The organism is Halotalea alkalilenta DSM 17697 (genome assembly GCF_000621205.1).
In the GTDB taxonomy this organism is placed as follows: Bacteria; Pseudomonadota; Gammaproteobacteria; order Pseudomonadales; family Halomonadaceae; genus Halotalea; species Halotalea alkalilenta.
On sequence record NZ_JHYY01000040.1, the window covers coordinates 23423 to 40697 of the forward strand.

The 17275-nt window shown below is 66.9% G+C and carries 12 protein-coding genes; 3 read left to right on the forward strand and 9 right to left on the reverse strand.

Annotated features, from left to right (window positions below; genetic code table 11):
- Positions 1–4: 4 nt before the first annotated feature.
- The 7 genes from tldD to Q376_RS0108115 all read right to left on the reverse strand — a co-directional run bounded on the left by tldD (position 5) and on the right by Q376_RS0108115 (position 10124).
- Entirely contained in the window at positions 5–1489 is a 1485-nt protein-coding gene (tldD, locus tag Q376_RS0108085) for a metalloprotease TldD (RefSeq protein ID WP_052365065.1), read from the reverse strand.
- Positions 1489–5400 (reverse strand): YhdP family phospholipid transporter, encoded by a 3912-nt coding sequence (locus tag Q376_RS0108090; RefSeq protein ID WP_027349898.1) that lies wholly within the window; start codon positions 5398–5400, stop codon positions 1489–1491. Before Q376_RS0108090 ends, tldD begins: the two co-directional genes overlap by 1 nt.
- A gap of 3 nt (positions 5401–5403) precedes the next feature.
- Positions 5404–6867 carry a ribonuclease G gene (gene rng / locus Q376_RS0108095; protein WP_027349899.1) on the reverse strand — a complete coding sequence of 488 codons (1464 nt, stop codon included), beginning with the start codon at positions 6865–6867 and terminating at the stop codon, positions 5404–5406.
- Positions 6868–6954: 87 nt separating this feature from the next.
- The gene (locus tag Q376_RS0108100) at positions 6955–7548 is read right to left on the reverse strand and encodes a Maf family protein (protein WP_027349900.1); all 594 of its coding nucleotides are present in this window, start codon (positions 7546–7548) and stop codon (positions 6955–6957) included.
- A 19-nt stretch (positions 7549–7567) separates the two neighbouring features.
- The gene (gene mreD / locus Q376_RS0108105) at positions 7568–8059 is read right to left on the reverse strand and encodes a rod shape-determining protein MreD (RefSeq protein ID WP_027349901.1); all 492 of its coding nucleotides are present in this window, start codon (positions 8057–8059) and stop codon (positions 7568–7570) included.
- 1 nt (position 8060) lies between these two features.
- Complete coding sequence (gene mreC, locus Q376_RS0108110) at positions 8061–8987, reverse strand: rod shape-determining protein MreC (protein ID WP_043446861.1); 927 nt, start codon at positions 8985–8987, stop codon at positions 8061–8063.
- Positions 8988–9086: 99 nt separating this feature from the next.
- Positions 9087–10124 (reverse strand): rod shape-determining protein, encoded by a 1038-nt coding sequence (locus tag Q376_RS0108115; RefSeq protein WP_027349903.1) that lies wholly within the window; start codon positions 10122–10124, stop codon positions 9087–9089.
- A gap of 262 nt (positions 10125–10386) precedes the next feature.
- Between Q376_RS0108115 and gatC the strand changes: the two genes are divergently transcribed.
- The 3 genes from gatC to gatB all read left to right on the forward strand — a co-directional run bounded on the left by gatC (position 10387) and on the right by gatB (position 13666).
- Complete coding sequence (gatC, locus tag Q376_RS0108120) at positions 10387–10674, forward strand: Asp-tRNA(Asn)/Glu-tRNA(Gln) amidotransferase subunit GatC (protein WP_027349904.1); 288 nt, start codon at positions 10387–10389, stop codon at positions 10672–10674.
- 62 nt (positions 10675–10736) lie between these two features.
- Positions 10737–12185, forward strand: coding sequence for an Asp-tRNA(Asn)/Glu-tRNA(Gln) amidotransferase subunit GatA (gene gatA / locus Q376_RS0108125; RefSeq protein ID WP_027349905.1), 1449 nt, complete (start codon positions 10737–10739; stop codon positions 12183–12185).
- A 26-nt stretch (positions 12186–12211) separates the two neighbouring features.
- A complete protein-coding gene (gene gatB / locus Q376_RS0108130) occupies positions 12212–13666 on the forward strand; it encodes an Asp-tRNA(Asn)/Glu-tRNA(Gln) amidotransferase subunit GatB (RefSeq protein WP_027349906.1) in 1455 nt (484 codons plus the stop codon).
- A 123-nt stretch (positions 13667–13789) separates the two neighbouring features.
- Here the strand turns inward: gatB and pgm are convergent, their stop codons facing one another.
- Both pgm and Q376_RS21865 read right to left on the reverse strand, forming a co-directional pair.
- Positions 13790–15454 carry a phosphoglucomutase (alpha-D-glucose-1,6-bisphosphate-dependent) gene (pgm, locus tag Q376_RS0108135; RefSeq protein ID WP_027349907.1) on the reverse strand — a complete coding sequence of 555 codons (1665 nt, stop codon included), beginning with the start codon at positions 15452–15454 and terminating at the stop codon, positions 13790–13792.
- A 420-nt stretch (positions 15455–15874) separates the two neighbouring features.
- A complete protein-coding gene (locus Q376_RS21865) occupies positions 15875–17221 on the reverse strand; it encodes a dicarboxylate/amino acid:cation symporter (RefSeq protein ID WP_052365066.1) in 1347 nt (448 codons plus the stop codon).
- Positions 17222–17275 lie beyond the last annotated feature (54 nt).

Below are 17275 nucleotides of genomic sequence, written 5' to 3' on the forward strand. Positions count from 1 at the left end.
ACGCTCAGACCTGGGTACCACCGACCGTGATCGCATCGAGCTTCAGGGTCGGCTGGCCGACGCCCACTGGCACCGACTGCCCTTCCTTGCCGCACACCCCGATGCCCTCGTCGAGCATCATGTCGTCGCCGATCATCGAGATCCGCCCCATCGCCTCGGGGCCGCTGCCGATCAGCGTCGCTCCTTTCACCGGAGCGGTGATCCGGCCGTTCTCGATCAGATAGGCCTCACTGGCGGCGAACACGAACTTGCCCGAGGTGATATCGACCTGCCCACCGCTGAAGCTCACCGCATAGAGCCCACGCTCGACGCTCTCGATGATCTCCTCCGGCCGATGCTGGCCAGCGAGCATGTAGGTGTTGGTCATGCGCGGCATCGGTAGATGGGCGTAGGACTCACGCCGGCCATTGCCGGTCGGTGACATCCCCATCAGACGGGCATTGAGCTTGTCCTGCATGTAGCCGGTCAGCCGGCCATCCTCGATCAGCGGCGTACAGGCACTCGGCGTACCCTCGTCGTCTACCGAGAGCGAACCGCGCAAGCCCGCCAGAGTACCGTCATCGACCACCGTCACCCCGGGCGCGGCGACCCGCTCGCCGATCCGCCCGGAGAATGCCGAGCTGCCCTTGCGGTTGAAATCGCCCTCGAGCCCGTGGCCGACCGCCTCGTGCAGCAGTACCCCCGGCCAGCCGCCGGCGAGCACCACCGGCAGCTCGCCGGCCGGCGCATCGACCGCTTCGAGGTTGACCAGCGCCTGGCGCACGGCCTCACGGGCGTAGCGCTCGGCGACGTTGCGATCGCGCAGCTCGCTGATCGAGAAGCGCCCGCCGCCCCCGGCGCTGCCGCGCTCGCGACGCCCACCGCGTGCGGCGATCACCGAAACGTTGAAACGCACCAGCGGACGCACGTCGGCGGCCAGCGTACCGTCGCTCGCCCGCACCATGACGATGTCATAGACCGCGCCCAGCGAAACGCTGACCTGGCTCACCGCGGGGTCGCAGGCACGGGCGATACGGTCGGCTTCCTTCAACAACGCGACTTTCTCCGCCGCTTCTAGCCCGGCGAACGGATCGATCGCGGCGTAGCGAGGTTCGAACACCGATGCGCGCGCCTCGACCTGGACCGCCCGACCACCGTCGCGAGCGATACTCGAGGCGGTATGGCCGGTCTTGGCCAGCGCCTGCGCGGTGATCTGATTGGAGTAGGCGAAGCCGGTCTTCTCACCGCACAGCGAGCGCACACCGACGCCACCATCGATGTGGAATCCCGCATCCTTGACCTCGCCATCCTCGAGCGCCCAGGTCTCGCGCCAGCTGCGCTGGAAGAACAGCTCGGCGAAGTCGATACCCGGACCCAGCGCATGCCCCAGGGCTTGGTCGAGGCTCTCGAGGTCGAGGCCGCCCGGAGCGAGCAGCGCGTCGCTGGCCTGCGTGATCAGGCTGCGAACGTCGTCAGGCGCCAAAGGCGCATCTATGGCGGAAATGTTCATTAGCGTGCACTTTCCATCCTGAAGTCCGGCTCGGCCCAAGGGCCCTCGATCCGGTAATGGAGTTCGGTCACCTTGTCGATCCAGCCGCCGAAGGCCCAATGGAACAGCAGCAGCACGCCGCCGACCTGGGGCGCCCCGGCAAGCAGCGCCGCCAATGGCAGGCTCTGCGATACCGGCAAGGTGACGCCAAGGCGTTGATTCAGGGTACGCTGAACCAAATTGACCTGTCCATCGATGCTGAAGTTGGTCGCCGGGGCAGAGATCAGCACCGGCCCGTTGCTGGTCAACACGCCGTCGCTCAGATTGGCGCTGCCGCGGATACTGTTGAAGGAGGTGCCGCTGCGGGTCAGATCGGTGAAGTCGAGCCGCAGGCGGCGCAGCAGGTTGTCGAAATTGAGCAGCCCCACCAGCCGGGCCGAAGTCGACTCGATCGCGGTGAAACTGCCATCGCCGATATCCAGGCCCAGCTTGCCGGTGGCGGTGGCCCAGCTCGACTGCCAAGGCGCCCCGGGCCAGGCGAAGCTGGCGCTGATACGCCCGCCTCCCGGAGTGCTGATCACCCTCGGCTGGCCGAGCAGTTCGAGCAGATCGCCGAAGTCGCGGTGATCTAAAGTCAGCATGCCCCGGGTCACGCTGGCCTCCCCGGCACGGCTCCAGTGCAGCTCGCCTTCGAGCATCGAGCCTGCCAGAGCGACGCGCAGCCGGTCGATGTCCAGGCTGTGGTCACTCGTTCGCCAGCCGAGCTCGAGGGCCCCTTCGCGGCCTTGCGCCTGCAGCCGATCGATGCTGATGAATCCGCTGGGCAGCCCGGCCAGCCCCTCGGGCAGCGGCGCGAGCTGGGTCGGCGGCCCTGGTACCGCCAGTACCTGGTCGAGAAACTTGGCGCTCTCGTCAGGCTCGCTCTCCAGGGTCTGGGGGATCAGCACCAGCAGCGGGTCGAGATCGACCTCGCTGAAGTGCGCCTCGATCGGCCGCCCCGAGACAGGATCCCAGCTCACTTGGCCTCGGGCCAGGTCACTCTCGACCCGAGCGTGCCAGGCCTGGCCGACGTGATCCGCATCGATCGAGACCGGCCCCATGCAGCGCCCTTGCAGCTCCAGGCACTCAGTGACCAAGGCCGCACGGCGGATCTCGATGCCCTGCTGAGCCGAGGTATCGCCGTCTTCCACGGGTCGCTTCCCGATCCTGGCAGAATCGATCCGAGCGATTGCGTCTTTCCATTCGAGCGGTGCAAGCCTTGGCGCCACCCAACGCAGGCTCCAGCCATCGCCGGCATCCCACTGCGGCTGGCGCGGCCACTGCTGGACCCATACCTGGCCATCCTCGAGCTCATTGCGCCAGCGCACCTTGAGCCGGCGGTCGATCTCGACCTCGCCTTCACCATCGGAGACATTCATCGCCAGGCGCAGCGGCACGGCCTCATCCGCGCGCTTGCCGAGCGGCGAAGGCAGCGGCAGTTCCACGCCTTCGAGGGCCGATGTCAGTTCGAGACCCACAGGCCCGGCCGGAACCATCGACAGCTTGCCCTGGTAGTCCGTACGCCCCGAGAGATCGGTCACCAGGCCCGCAAGGCCTAGCCAGTCGAGCACCCCGGCCGCATCGGCATTGCCGGTGAAGTCGACCCCGCCGAGCCCATCGGCGATATCCACCTTGCCCTCCACCGGGCCATCGAAGGCGCGCCCATCGCCGGCACCCGAGAGCGACAGATGCTCACCCTGCAGCAGGAAGCGCACGCGGGCGTCGATGTCATCGAACGACAGCCGTTTCTGGGTCAGGGTCGCGCTGCCACCGCGCACCCTGCCACTGGCCTCGAGACGCACATCGCCTGCGCCCTGGCCTTCGAACGGCACCTCGAGCTTCACTTCGCCATCGAGCGGGCCGCTCGCCTGCCACTGCGAGAATTGCTGGTTGAGCGCTTGGTCGTCGAACGGTGCGGCCTTGAGGATCTCGAGCAGCGCGCTGGCGTCACCGCTCACTGGACCTTCGACCGAGAGCAGATCGTCGTGCAACGAAAAGCTCCCCCCCCGGCTCTCGAGCCCTGCGAGCTCGGCACGGTCGATCCGCCCTTCCATCTCGGTACCGTCGAGCTTGAAGCTACCGTCCAGCCGGGTGATCGGTGGCCAGCCCTCGAGATAGCCCAGGGTCGCCTCGCGCACGGCGAGCTCGAGCTGCAGCTCGCTCGGCTCATCGGGATCGTCGAAGTCGATACGGTGTTCGAGCTCCGGGCGTCCGCGGGGATGACCGAAGATCAGCGAAAGCCCGAAGCGCCCCTCGGGCACCTCGCCACCGCGCAGGTTCCGCTCGAGCCACTCGCCCAGCTCCGGCCCCAGCTTGCGCAGCGGCACCCAGTCGCTGGCGTCGCGCAGCACCGCATCGCGCAGCGCGAGCTCGAGGGAGAATTGGTTTCGATCGTCGTCCGGCAGCGACAGCGAGAATCGGCCATCGGCCGTGGCGCCATCGCGAGTGAAGCTCAGCTCGCTGCCGCTGAGCGCTTGCCCATCCTCGTTCAAGGTCCAATCGAGACGCCCGGACAGCGTGTCGAGGCGCCAGTCGCGAGTGAATACGGTGGGCAGCGAAAAGCGCAGCGGCTGGTCGCTTTTCAGCCGCGCCCAACCGCGACGCAGCGTGGTATCGACCCAGCCATCCACCGGCCCGATGGCGGGAATCTCATCGTGCGAGGAGATCTCGGCCTGGCGTGCCGCAGCGCGAATCCGCAGCCTGTCCCGCCAGGCCAACCCTTCGTCGAGATCGAGATCGAGCCGCGCACCGGCCACTTCCCCCTTGGGCGAGAGGTCGGCGAGGGTCTGACGCAGCCCTGCGGAGAGCGGCAGCAGCGGCCAGATCAGGTTCACCGATTCGGCGCGAAACTGCGGCAGCAAAAGCGATAGCGAACGGTCGTCCCCGGTGAGCGAACCAAAGCTTGGCAGGGTAAGCGCAGCGCCTCGTTCATCGAGACCGGCGAGCCGATCGAAAGCGCCGTGCCAGCCTCCATCGCGATAGCCGAGCGCCAGCGCCACCGAGACCTGGCTGAGCGCCAAATGGCGCACAGCGTCGTCGGTACGGCCGACCTCGAGGCTTGGCAGCTCGAGCGCCAGGCGCAGGTCGGTGGGTGCGCCGCCCTCCCAGGTCGCCCAGGCATCGATGCTGCCGTCGGCGTCGAAACGATAGTCGAATTGCTGGCTGAACAGGCTGGCGATGCTGGTCGCCTGGTCGGCGTCGAGGTGCAGGTAGGCTTGCATGGGTAGCTGACGGTCTTGCGGCAGCAGCGCTTGGAGGGTGAGGCCCGGCCGCCGGTTGCCGGCCAGCGCGGCATTCAGCTCGAGCGCGGTGCGCCCTTCGCCGTCGGGCGCCAGCTCGGCTCGGGGCAGCTCCAGACGACGGTGCCCATCGAGGGCGTAGAAGTCGACCCTCGCCCGGGTGACCCGCGCGCGGCTGCCCTGGAGATTGGCCAGCAGCCGGTCGAGCGTGGCGAAATCGAGCTTGAAGCCGTCGCCCTCTTGCGACTCGTCACCTTGCCACCAGCGGCCATCGGCGCGCTGGTAGAGGCGTACCGCCACACCGTCCGCATCGAGCCAGGAGATCGCCGGCTGGCGCAGGCGCAGCGAGCGCCAGAGGTCGAGCCGCAGCGTCAGCCGGTCGAGCTCGAGCAGCCGGCGGCGGCTGGCGCCGGCGGGCTGGATCAAGTCGAGATCATCGAGCTGGAGCTCGAGTTCATGGCCACGCAGGCCAAGCGAGAGGTGATCGAAGCTCAGCTGGAGGTCGTCGGGCAGGCCGAGCAGTGCCACCAGCCGGGAATCGTCGCTGAACCGCCAAGGCTCGATGCGCAGATTGAGGGTCAGCACCGCCAGCGCGACCAGTACAATGGCAACCAGGGTCAACGACCAGCGAAGCAGGATACGCAGCGGATGCATCGGCTAGATCAGTACGAGATCGTACTGCTCCTGCGAGTAATGGCTTTCGACCTGGAAGCGAATGGTCTTGTTGATGAAGCTTTCGAGATCGGCCACCGCCGCCGACTCCTCGTCGAGCAGCCGGTCGACCACCGCCTGCGAGGCCAGCACCATGTAGGTCTCGGCGCCGTAGGCGCGCTCCTCGCGCAGGATCTCGCGGAGGATTTCGTAGCATACGGTCTCAGCGGTCTTCAGCGAACCGCGTCCGCGACATACCTTGCACGGTTCGCAGAGCACCTGCTCGAGACTCTCACGGGTGCGCTTGCGCGTCAGCTGGACCAGACCGAGTTCGGTGACCCCGGAAAGACTGGTCTTGGCGTGGTCGCGCTCGAGCGCCTTCTCCAGCACCCTGAGCACCTGGCGCTGGTGTTCGACGTCCTCCATGTCGATGAGATCGATGATGATGATCCCGCCGAGGTTGCGCAGTCTCAGCTGGCGAGCGATCGCGGTGGCGGCCTCGAGGTTGGTCTTGAAGATCGTCTCCTCGAGGTTGCGATGCCCGACGTAGGCGCCGGTGTTGACGTCGATGGTGGTCATCGCCTCGGTCTGGTCGATCACCAGGTAGCCGCCCGACTTGAGCTGCACCTTGCGCTCCAGCGCCCGAGCGAGCTCATCCTCCACCGAGAACAGGTCGAAGATCGGCCGCTCGCCGGGGTAGTACTCCACGCGCGGCTCGAGCGACGGCATGAACTCCTGGGCGAAGGCCTTGAGCTTGACGAAATTCTCGCGCGAGTCGATGCGAACCCGCTCGACGTCGTCGCGCATCACGTCACGCAGCGTACGCAGGAACAGCGGCAGGTCATGGTAGATCTCGGCCGGTGCGATCGCCTCGAGCCTGCGCCGCTCGACCTGCCGCCAGAGCCTGCCGAGGAACTGCACGTCGGCGACCAGCGCATCCAGCTCGACCCCCTCGGCCGCGGTGCGCACGATCAGCCCGCCTTCGGGTGCCTCCTCCCCGGCCTCGGTGAGCGCACGCTCGGCGAGTTCGCGCAGCCGCTCGCGCTCACGCTCGTCCTCGATCCGCTGGGAAACGCCGATGTGATCGGCGTGCGGCATCAGCACCAGGTAGCGGGAGGGAATCGAGAGATGGGTGGTGAGCCGGGCACCTTTGCCGCCGATCGGCTCCTTGATCACCTGCACCACCAGCGACTGCCCCTCGTGGAGCAGCTCGCGGATCGACGGCTCCGGGCCGCCGTGGCCAAGCGGCGCCACTTCGTTGGCATGGATGAAGGCGGCGCGTTCGAGGCCTATGTTGACGAAGGCCGCCTGCATGCCTGGCAGCACGCGCACCGCCTTGCCCTTGTAGATGTTGCCGACGATACCGAGGCGACGATTGCGCTCGATCGATGCCTCTTGGAGCACACCGTTCTCGACCACCGCGACCCGGGTTTCCATCGGCGTCAGATTGATCAGTACTTCGCCGCTCATGGGATGTCCTTATCCTCCGTGTGACGGACGCAAGCCCGACTCGTCCATCAGATTATGACCGCGAGCCCGGTGCATCGCCACGGTGTATCAGACACGCCAAAGGGCCAGCCCCGCATTCGACAGCAGCTGCCCCGTCTCGTAGAGCGGCAGCCCCACCACCGCCGAGTAGCTGCCGTCGATGCGCTCGACGAACAGCGCCCCTCGTCCCTGGATGGCATAGCCACCGGCCTTGTCGCATGGCTCCCCGCTTGCCCAGTAGGCATCGAGCTCGGCGGGAGATATCCGCCGCAGCGACACGCGGGTTTCGACCCGGCAGCGGTGGTGGTCGCCATTACGAGCGTAGAGCGATACCGCCGAAATCACTCGATGCTCACGACCGGCGAGCAGCGTGAACATGCGCATGAATTCGTCCCGGTCGCACGGTTTGCCGAGGATCTCTCCTCCCACCACCACTGCGGTGTCGGCGCCGAGCACCAGGGCCTGCCCGGCTTCGCCCCTGACGGCCCGGGCCTTCTCTTCGGCCATCCGTTCGACGTAGGCCGCGGCCGGCTCGCCGGTACCGGGCGTCTCGTCGATGTCGGCGGCGCGAACCGCGTCCGGCACCACGCCGATCGACGCCAGCAGTTCGAGGCGCCGCGGCGAGGCAGAGGCGAGGCAGAGTGTCGGTGATTCAGTGCCCATCGCATGCTCCGAAGCAGGCTCAACCCTGGGCGAATCGTCGCCGCACGTTGAGCATCAAGGTAAAGAACCACGGCCACAGCAGCCCGCTGAGCAGCGCGGAGAAAATGAACTGTACGTGCAGCCGCGAGACGCCGAAGGCGACCCTCAGCCACTGCTCGCCGAGCAGCACGAGCCCGGTGATCACCATCACCATCGGCGCCTGCTGCCACAGCGAATAGACCCGCATGCGCTGGTAGAGCAGCAGGGCGAGAAAAGCGACCGCCGAGAGCAGCAGCGCGTTCTGGCCCATCGGCGTCCCCTCGAGCAGATCGAGCAGCAGCCCGGCGAAGAAGCCGTGGAACACGCCCACCTGGCGCGGCAGCGCCAGGCACCAGTAGATCAAGGTCATCGCCAGCCAGTGCGGTCGCAGCAGCAGCATGCTCTCGGGCATCGGCATCACCTGCAGCACCAGCGAGATCATCAGCGTGACCCATACCGTCGGATAGACTACGTGCTTGCTCTCGGCCGCCATTCTAGTCTCCCGCCTGCGCCACGGAGGCGACCCTGAACGCCGCGTCCAGCGCTTCCTGGTTGAGAGGGACGAGATCGTGCGCGGCGATCGCGTCGCGTGCGAACAGCAACAGGTACTGCCGGCTGCGGTCGAGCTGCGCCGAGGACTGCGCCTCCACCCGGGCGAAGGGCCCGTTGGGGTTCTGCTGCACGCTGACCACGGTCGCCACCGGGTAGCCCTGGGGGAAACCGCCGCCGAGCCCGGAGGTGACCAGCAGGTCGCCCTCGCGGATATCAGCGTTGTTGGGAACGTTCTGGACCACCAGCCCCTCGGGGCCGCCGCCACCCTGGACGATGAAGCGCAGCCCGTTGCGCACGATCTGCACCGGCACCCCATGGCTGGGATCGCTGATCATCAGCACCCGGCTAGTGTAGCGCGAGACCGAGATCACCTGGCCGACCACCCCGGAGGCGTCGATCACCGGCTGGCCGACGTAGACGCCCTCGCGGGCACCGCGATTGACGATCATCTGCTGGATGAAGGGGTCGTTGTCGAGCATCATCAGCTCGGCGGTGAGGTAGGGAATCTCGTCACGAGGGGTGGCCTTGAGCAGCGCGCGCAGGCGGGCGTTCTCGGCGCTGACGCTCTCCATCCGCTGGGCACGCTGCGACAGCAGCACCAGCTGCTCACGCAGGCTGCGGTTTTCCTCGACCAGCGAGCGCTGGGTCGAAAAGGTCATCGACGCCCAGCTGAAACCTTCGGCGGGCAGGCTGACCAGCCACTGGATCGGCGCGACCATGGTCGAGGCCTCGGCGCGTACCTGATCCATCCAGGTATAGCGGTGATCGAGAAACAGCAGCGCTCCCGCTAGCACCGCGCAGAGCAGCATGCGGTAACCGGGAAGCGGGCCATGAATGAACAGCGGCTTGATAGGCCATCCTCCACGCACGAACGAAACGGCGACGCCGCGGGATCACCGCGCAGGGCGCGGGCCGCGGCACCGGCCGAATGCGACCATCGCGTCGCCTCATGCGACCATCGCGTCGCCTCAGTCGATCGAGAACAGCTCGAAGGCGTGCTGGTCGATCATCTCCAGCGCCTTGCCACCGCCGCGCGCGACGCAGGTCAGCGGATCGTCGGCGATGATCACCGGCAGGCCGGTCTCCTCGGCGATCAGCTTGTCGATGTCGCGCAGCAGCGCGCCACCGCCGGTGATCACGAGGCCTCGCTCGGCGATGTCGGAGGCGAGCTCCGGAGGTGACTGCTCGAGCGCGCTCTTGACCGCCGAGACGATCGCCGACAGCGGCTCCTGCAGGGCGTCGAGGATCTCGTTGGAGTTGAGCGTGAAGCTGCGCGGCACGCCCTCGGCCAGGTTGCGGCCGCGCACGTCGATCTCGCGCAGCTCGCCACCGGGGTAGGCGCAGCCGATCTCTTCCTTGATCCGCTCGGCGGTGGCCTCGCCGATCAGGCTGCCGTAGTGGCGGCGCACGTAGCCGGTGATCGCCTCGTCGAAGCGATCACCGCCGATCCGCACCGACTCGGAGTAGACCACGCCGGAAAGCGAGATGATCGCGATCTCGGTGGTACCACCGCCGATGTCGACCACCATCGAACCCTGGGCCTCCTCGACCGGCAGGCCCGCACCGATCGCCGCCGCCATCGGCTCCTCGATCAGGAACACCTCGCGGGCGCCGGCGCCTTCGGCCGACTCCTTGATCGCACGGCGCTCGACCTGGGTCGACATGCACGGCACGCAGACCAGCACGCGCGGGCTGGGGGTCATGAAAGTGCTCTGATGGACCTTGCGGATGAAATACTGGAGCATCTGCTCGGTGACCGTGAAGTCGGCGATCACCCCATCCTTCATCGGGCGGATGGCGGTGATGTTGCCAGGGGTGCGGCCGAGCATGCGCTTGGCGTCGAGGCCGACGGCGGCGACGCTTCTCATGTTGCCAGACTGGCGAATGGCCACTACCGAAGGTTCATCGAGCACGATCCCGCGACCACGGACGTAAATCAGCGTGTTGGCCGTTCCCAGGTCGATCGACAGATCGCTGGAGAACAGTCCACGTAAACGTTTGAACATTGTGTAGGGGTACCTAGAGCAGACCGGAATCCTGTGCGGAGGCAAACGTTATCATCGCGCCCGGTGCACAGCAAGCGAGCCCAGCTGCCGCGCGTGTTAAGATATGCTACCGTGGCGTCGATGAACGCTCCTTTTTCGAGCACACGTTCTAACACATTCTCGAACGTCGAGGGGACGGGTTCTCGCCTCGCCCAGCGGCGACGCCGCCTACGCATCCCTGCCCTCCGAGCAGAAGATACGAACAGCCCAACAGGATAATCGCATGGCGATTGAACACGCAGACGTGCTGCGCGCCGCCCATCTCGCGCGCCTTGGCCTGGACAACGCGGACGCCGATCGCTACGTCGACGATCTGACGCGGATCCTCAACATGGTCGACCGCCTACGCGAAGTCGACACCGAGGGCGTGGCACCGCTCGCCCACCCGCTGGACGCCACCCAGCCGCTGCGCGCCGACGAGGTCACCGAGCCCGACCGTCGCGACGTCTACCAGCGCTGCGCGCCGGCGGTCAGCGAGGGACTCTACCTGGTGCCCCGCGTCGTCGAGTGAATTCAGCGCGATGCGTCGCTCGCGCGGCGCTCCATCACAGTCACTGCAGAGACAGCCGAAGAATGTTAGACCTGACCTTCGCCGAGATGGCTCGCGGCCTGGCCGCGGGTGAGTTCAAGAGCGTCGAGCTCGTCCGTGGACTGCTCGCGCGGATCGAGCGGCTCGACCCCGAGATCAACAGTTTCGTCACCGTCACCCGTGACCAGGCGCTCGAACGCGCCGAGGCCGCCGACGCCCAGCGCGCGCGCGGCGAGGCCGGGGTGCTGGCCGGCATGCCGCTGGCGCTGAAGGACATCTTCTGCACCGAGGGCGTGCGCACCACCGCCGGTTCGAAGATGCTCGGCAACTTCGTCGCGCCCTACAGCGCCACCGTGGTCGAGAAGCTCGCCGCCACCGGCACGGTGAGCCTCGGCAAGACCAACATGGACGAGTTCGCGATGGGCTCGTCGAACGAGAACAGCCACTTCGGCCCGGTCAAGAACCCCTGGGACCACTCGCTGGTCCCCGGCGGCTCCTCCGGCGGCTCGGCCGCCGCGGTCGCCGCCGGCCTGGTGCCGGCGGCGATGGGCACCGACACCGGCGGCTCGATCCGCCAGCCGGCGGCGTTCTGCGGCATCACCGGGCTCAAGCCGACCTACGGGCGGGTCTCGCGCTACGGCATCATCGCCTACGCATCGAGCCTCGACCAGGCAGGTCCGATGGCGCGTTCGGCCGAGGACTGCGCGTTGCTGCTCAACGCCATCGCCGGCCACGACCCACGCGACTCGACCAGCGTCTCGCGGGTGGTCCCCGACTATACCCGCGACCTCGACGCGCCGCTGGACGGGCTCAAGATAGGCCTGCCCACCGAGTACTTCGGCGACGGCCTCGATCCCGGGGTCGAGGCGGCGGTGCGCGATGCGGTCAAGGTCTACGAATCGCTCGGCGCCCGCGTGGTCGAAGTCAGCCTGCCGCATACCGATCTCGCGATCCCGACCTACTACGTGATCGCCCCGGCCGAGGCGTCGTCGAACCTCTCGCGCTACGACGGCGTGCGCTTCGGCCATCGCTGCGCCAATCCGCTGGATCTCGAGGACCTCTACAAGCGCTCGCGCGCCGAGGGCTTCGGCGAGGAGGTCAAGCGGCGCATCCTGATCGGCACCCACACGCTTTCGGAAGGCTTCTTCGACGCCTACTACCGCAAGGCCCAGCAGGTGCGCAGGCTGATCCGCCAGGACTTCCTCGACGCTTTCGACAAGGTCGACGTACTGATGGGCCCGGCCGCGCCGACCCCGGCCTTCGCCCTCGGCGCCCAGAGCGACCCGGTGTCGATGTATCTCCAGGACATCTACACCATTGCGATCAACCTCGCCGGCATCCCTGGGATCAGCGTACCGGCGGGCTTCGTCGGCAACCGCCCGGTCGGCCTGCAGATCCTCGCGCCGCACTTCGCCGAAGCGCACCTGCTCAACGTCGCCCATGCCTTCCAGAAGGTCACCGACTGGCACCAGCGCCGTCCGGTGCAGGACTGAAGACGAGATTGCCAAGGATGAACGACATGCAATGGGAAACCGTGATCGGGCTCGAGGTCCACGTCCAGCTGGCGACCCGCTCGAAGATCTTCTCCGGCGCCTCCACCGCCTTCGGCGCTGAGCCCAACACCCAGGCCTGCGCGGTCGACCTCGGCCTGCCCGGGGTGCTGCCGGTGCTCAACGAGAACGCAGTGGCGATGGCCCTGCGCTTCGGCCTCGCGATCGATGCCGAGATTCCCGAAGTCTCGGTGTTCGAGCGCAAGAACTACTTCTACCCGGACCTGCCCAAGGGCTACCAGACCAGCCAGATGGCACAGCCGATCGTCGGTCGCGGCACGGTCGAGATCCTGCTCGAGGACGGCAGCCGCAAGGCGATCCGCATCCACCACGCCCATCTCGAGGAGGACGCCGGCAAGTCGCTGCACGAAGACTTCATCGGCATGAGCGGGATCGACCTCAACCGCGCCGGCACGCCGCTGCTCGAGATCGTCTCCGAGCCCGACATGCGCTCGGCCAAGGAGGCCTCGGCCTACCTGCGGGCGATCCACACCCTGGTGACCTATCTCGGCATCTCCGACGGCAACATGGCCGAAGGCTCGATGCGCTGCGACGTCAACGTCTCGGTGCGGCCCAAGGGCCAAGCGGCGTTCGGCACCCGCGCCGAGATCAAGAACGTCAACTCGTTCCGCTTCGTCGAACGTGCGATCGCCTTCGAGGTCGAGCGCCAGATCGACCTGCTCGAAGAGGGAGGCAAGGTGGTGCAGGAGACCCGCCTGTTCGACCCCGAGGCGGACGAGACCCGCAGCATGCGGACCAAGGAGGAGGCCAACGACTATCGCTACTTCCCCTGCCCCGACCTGCTGCCGCTGATGCTCGATTCGGCCTACGTCGACCACCAGCGCAGCCTGCTGCCGGAGCTGCCGAGTGCCAAGCGCGAGCGCTTCATCGAGCAGCTCGGGCTTTCCACCTACGATGCCGACATCCTGGCCTCCGATCGCGACACCGCGGAGTACTTCGAGCAGGTGATGGCGGTTTGCGATGATCCCAAGCTCGCGGCCAACTGGGTCCAGGGCGATCTTTCCGCCCGGCTCAACCGCGCGGGGCTCTCCATCGGCGAAAGCCCGGTCGGCGCCGAGCAGCTCGGCGGCCTGCTCAAGCGGATCAAGGACGAGACGATCAACGGCAAGGCGGCCAAGCAGGTGTTCTCCGATCTGTGGGAACGCCGCTTCGAGAACGCCGACCAGGTGATCGAGATCAAGGGACTCAAACAGGTCACCGATTCCGGTGCCCTGGCGCAGGTGATCGACCAGGTGATCGAAGCCAACCCGGTGCAGGTCACCCAGTACCGCGAAGCCACCGAGGAGAAGCGCGGCAAGATGCTCGGCTTCTTCGTCGGGCAGGTGATGAAGGCCTCGCGCGGCACCGCCAACCCCCAGCAGGTCAACGCCCTGCTCAAGCAGAAGCTCGACGCGCTCTGCTGAGCCCGCGCGCCAGGGCCCTCGCCCTGGCGCCGGCCCGCCCGTTGCGACCGCCGACCGGCCCTCGCCGCCAGCGCAACGAGGCCGGTGCATGATGCACCGGCCTCGAGATCCGAACGACGAAAATCAGCTCGCCAGCACGCCGTCGACCAGCGCTTTCGCCTCGTCCTGGATGCGCTTCAGGTGCGCCTCCCCTTCGAAGCTCTCGGCGTAGATCTTGTACACATCCTCGGTACCGGAGGGACGCGCGGCGAACCAGCCATTCTCGGTGACCACCTTGAGCCCGCCGATCGCGGCCCCGTTGCCGGGCGCCTCGGTGAGTATCTGGGTGATCGGCTGGCCAGCGAGCTCCTTGGCGCTGACCTGCTCCGCGGAGAGCTTGCCGAGCTTGGCCTTCTGCTCACGATCGGCAGCGGCGTCGATGCGCTGGTAGACCGGCGCACCATAGCGTTCGGTCAGCGCCTGGTAGCGCTCGCCGGGATCGCGTCCGGTGACGGCGGTGATCTCCGCGGCGAGCAGCCCGAGGATCAAGCCATCCTTGTCGGTCGACCAGGCGCCGCCGCGTTTGCGCAGGAACGATGCGCCGGCCGACTCCTCGCCGCCGAAGCCGAGACTGCCTTCGATCAGGCCATCGACGAACCACTTGAAGCCCACCGGCACCTCGACCACGCGACGGCCGAGGCCGGCTGCGACGCGGTCGATCATCGACGAAGAGACCAGGGTCTTGCCGATCGCCGCGTCCGCGCCCCACTCGGGGCGATGGGTGAAGAGGTACTCGATCGCCACCGCCAGATAGTGATTGGGGTTCAAAAGACCCACCGAGCGGGCGACGATGCCGTGACGGTCATGGTCGGTGTCGCAGGCGAACGAGACGTCGAAACGGTCCTTGTTCTCGATCATCCCGGCCATCGCGTAGGGAGAGCTGCAATCCATGCGGATCTTGCCGTCCCAGTCGAGGCGCATGAAGCGGAAGGTCGGATCGACCCGGGTGGACAGCACCTCCAGCGGCAGCCTGTAGCGCTCGGCGATGCGCGGCCAGTAGTGGACACCCGCGCCGCCGAGCGGATCGACGGCGAAGCTGAACCCCGCGCCGCGGATCGCCTCGAAGTCGATCACCTGATCGAGCCCGCCGACGTAGCCCTCGATGAAGTCGAAGCGCTGGGTGGTCGGTGCCGCCAGCGCGCGGTCGAAGTCGAGCCGTTCGACGCCTTCGAGGCGAGCGGCGAGCAGTGCGTTAGCACGCTGCTCGATCCACTTGGTCACCCCGGTATCGGCCGGTCCGCCGTTGGGAGGGTTGTACTTGAAGCCGCCATCCACCGGCGGGTTGTGCGAAGGCGTGATCACGATGCCGTCGGCGAGCCCACTGCTACGCCCGCGGTTCCATTCGATGATCGCATTGGAGAGCGCAGGCGTCGGCGTGTAGCCGGGGGCACCGCCGGTCTCCTCGCAGCCGGCATCGATGCGGGTCTCGATCCCATTGGCGGCGAGCACCTCGAGCGCGGAGACGAACGCCGGCTCCGAGAGCGCATGGGTATCCATGCCGATGAACAGCGGCCCATCGATGCCTTGCGCCGCGCGATAGTCGCAGATCGCCTGGGTCACTGCGAGGATGTGCCACTCGTTGAAGCTGTCGGCGAGCGACGAGCCCCGGTGCCCGGAGGTACCGAAGGAGACCCGCTGGGCGGGATCCTCCGGATCGGGACGTTGGGTGTAGTAGCGGGACACCAGGCGCGGCAAGTTGGCCAACCGGCGCTCGTCGGGCAGGTGCCCTGCTTGGGGATCGATGCTCATCGTGCGTTCCTGTGATTGTGCGACGGGAAGGGCATAGGACTGATTCTAGCAGCCCAGGCGGGCCGCGCTTGGTTCAGTCGTGCCGGGAGCAGCGCCGCTTTCCGCGCCGCGGCGCGGGAAGGCAATCGGTGAGCCTGCGCAGGAAAGCTTCTCGAAAGGCGCGCTCGTCATTGATCAGGCGCCAGCCGAATGAAGCCGAGGAATGCTGCGGGGAGCGCGGGGAAATGGAAGACTCAGGGAGCATAGCGTTCGTCTCGCGGCTGGGGACTGAGACGATAGTGTCACCCATGGAGGCCATCGGGCTGTAGCCTTGCGCGGTGAGCAAATGTTTCAGACAACCACCGAGACGTTTCGTTTCGTCCCCGGCAGCGACGAAACGGGTCGCTGCCGGGTCTCGATCCGCTACCCCGGCACGGACGCTCAGTGCGCTTTGAGCGGGTCCACCTCGCCTGAACGACTCGAAGCCGACACCGGGGCGACCTCATCTTCGGGCGCGGGCTCGGCCGCCGGCGGCTCACCGCGCAGCGCCGCTTGCAGGCGTTCGCGATCGAGCTGCCCTTCCCAGGCCGAGACCACCAGCGTCGCCACGCCGTTACCGACGAAGTTGGTCAGCGAGCGGCACTCGCTCATGAAGCGATCGACCCCGAGGATCAGCACCATCGCCGCGACCGGCAGGTCGGGAACCACAGAGAGGGTCGCCGCGAGGGTGATGAACCCGGCCCCGGTCACGCCACTCGCCCCTTTCGAGGTCAGCATCGCCACCAGCAAAATGGTGACCAATTGCATAGCGCCCAGCTCGGTGTTGGTCGCCTGGGCGATGAACAGCACCGCCAGAGTCATGTAGATATTGGTGCCATCGAGGTTGAACGAGTAGCCGGTGGGCACCACCAGGCCAACCACCGAGCGCGGACAGCCGGCGCGCTCCATCTTCTGGATCAGCTGCGGCAGCGCAGACTCCGAAGAGCTGGTGCCGAGCACGATCAAGAGTTCTTCTTTGATGTAGGCGATGAACCGCAGAATGCTGAAGCCGACCAGGCGCGCCACCGTACCGAGCACCACCAGTACGAACAGCACCGCGGTGATGTAGAAGCTCGCCACCAGCTCGAACAGCTGGCCGAGAGAGCCTATCCCGTACTTGCCGACGGTGAAGGCCATCGCGCCGAAGGCACCGATAGGCGCCACCCGGGTAATGAAGCCGACCACCTTGAACAGCACCTGAGTGACCTTCTCGAGCGCCCCGGTCACCGCCACGCCCTTCTCCCCCAGCGCCGAGAGCGCGGCGCCGCAGAGGATCGCGACCAGCAGGATCTGAAGAATGTTGCCATCGGCGAAGGCGCCGGTGATGGTGTGCGGGATGATCCCGATCAAAAAGTCGACCAGCCCGTGGGACTCGCTGGCAGCGGAAGTGTACTGAGCGACCGCGGAGGCATCGAGGGTCGAGGGATCGGCATTGAAGCCGTCGCCGGGACGGAAGACGAAACCGGCGATCAGCCCGATCACCAGCGCCAGGGTCGATACCACTTCGAAGTAGATCAGCGCCTTGCCGCCGACCCTGCCGACCTTCTTCATGTCGCCCATGCCGGCGATGCCGGTGACCACGGTGCAGAAGATGATCGGTCCGATCACCATCTTGATCAGTTGGATGAAGGCATCGCCGAAGGGCTTCATCGCCACGCCCAGGTCAGGCTGGAAATGGCCGAGCAGGATCCCGACGGCGATCGCCGCGAGCACCTGAACGTAGAGAATTTTATACAAAGGCGTGCGCATGGGACCGGTCTCCTCATAAAGGCTGAGGCGAACTTTAATCCCGCAGAAAACGCA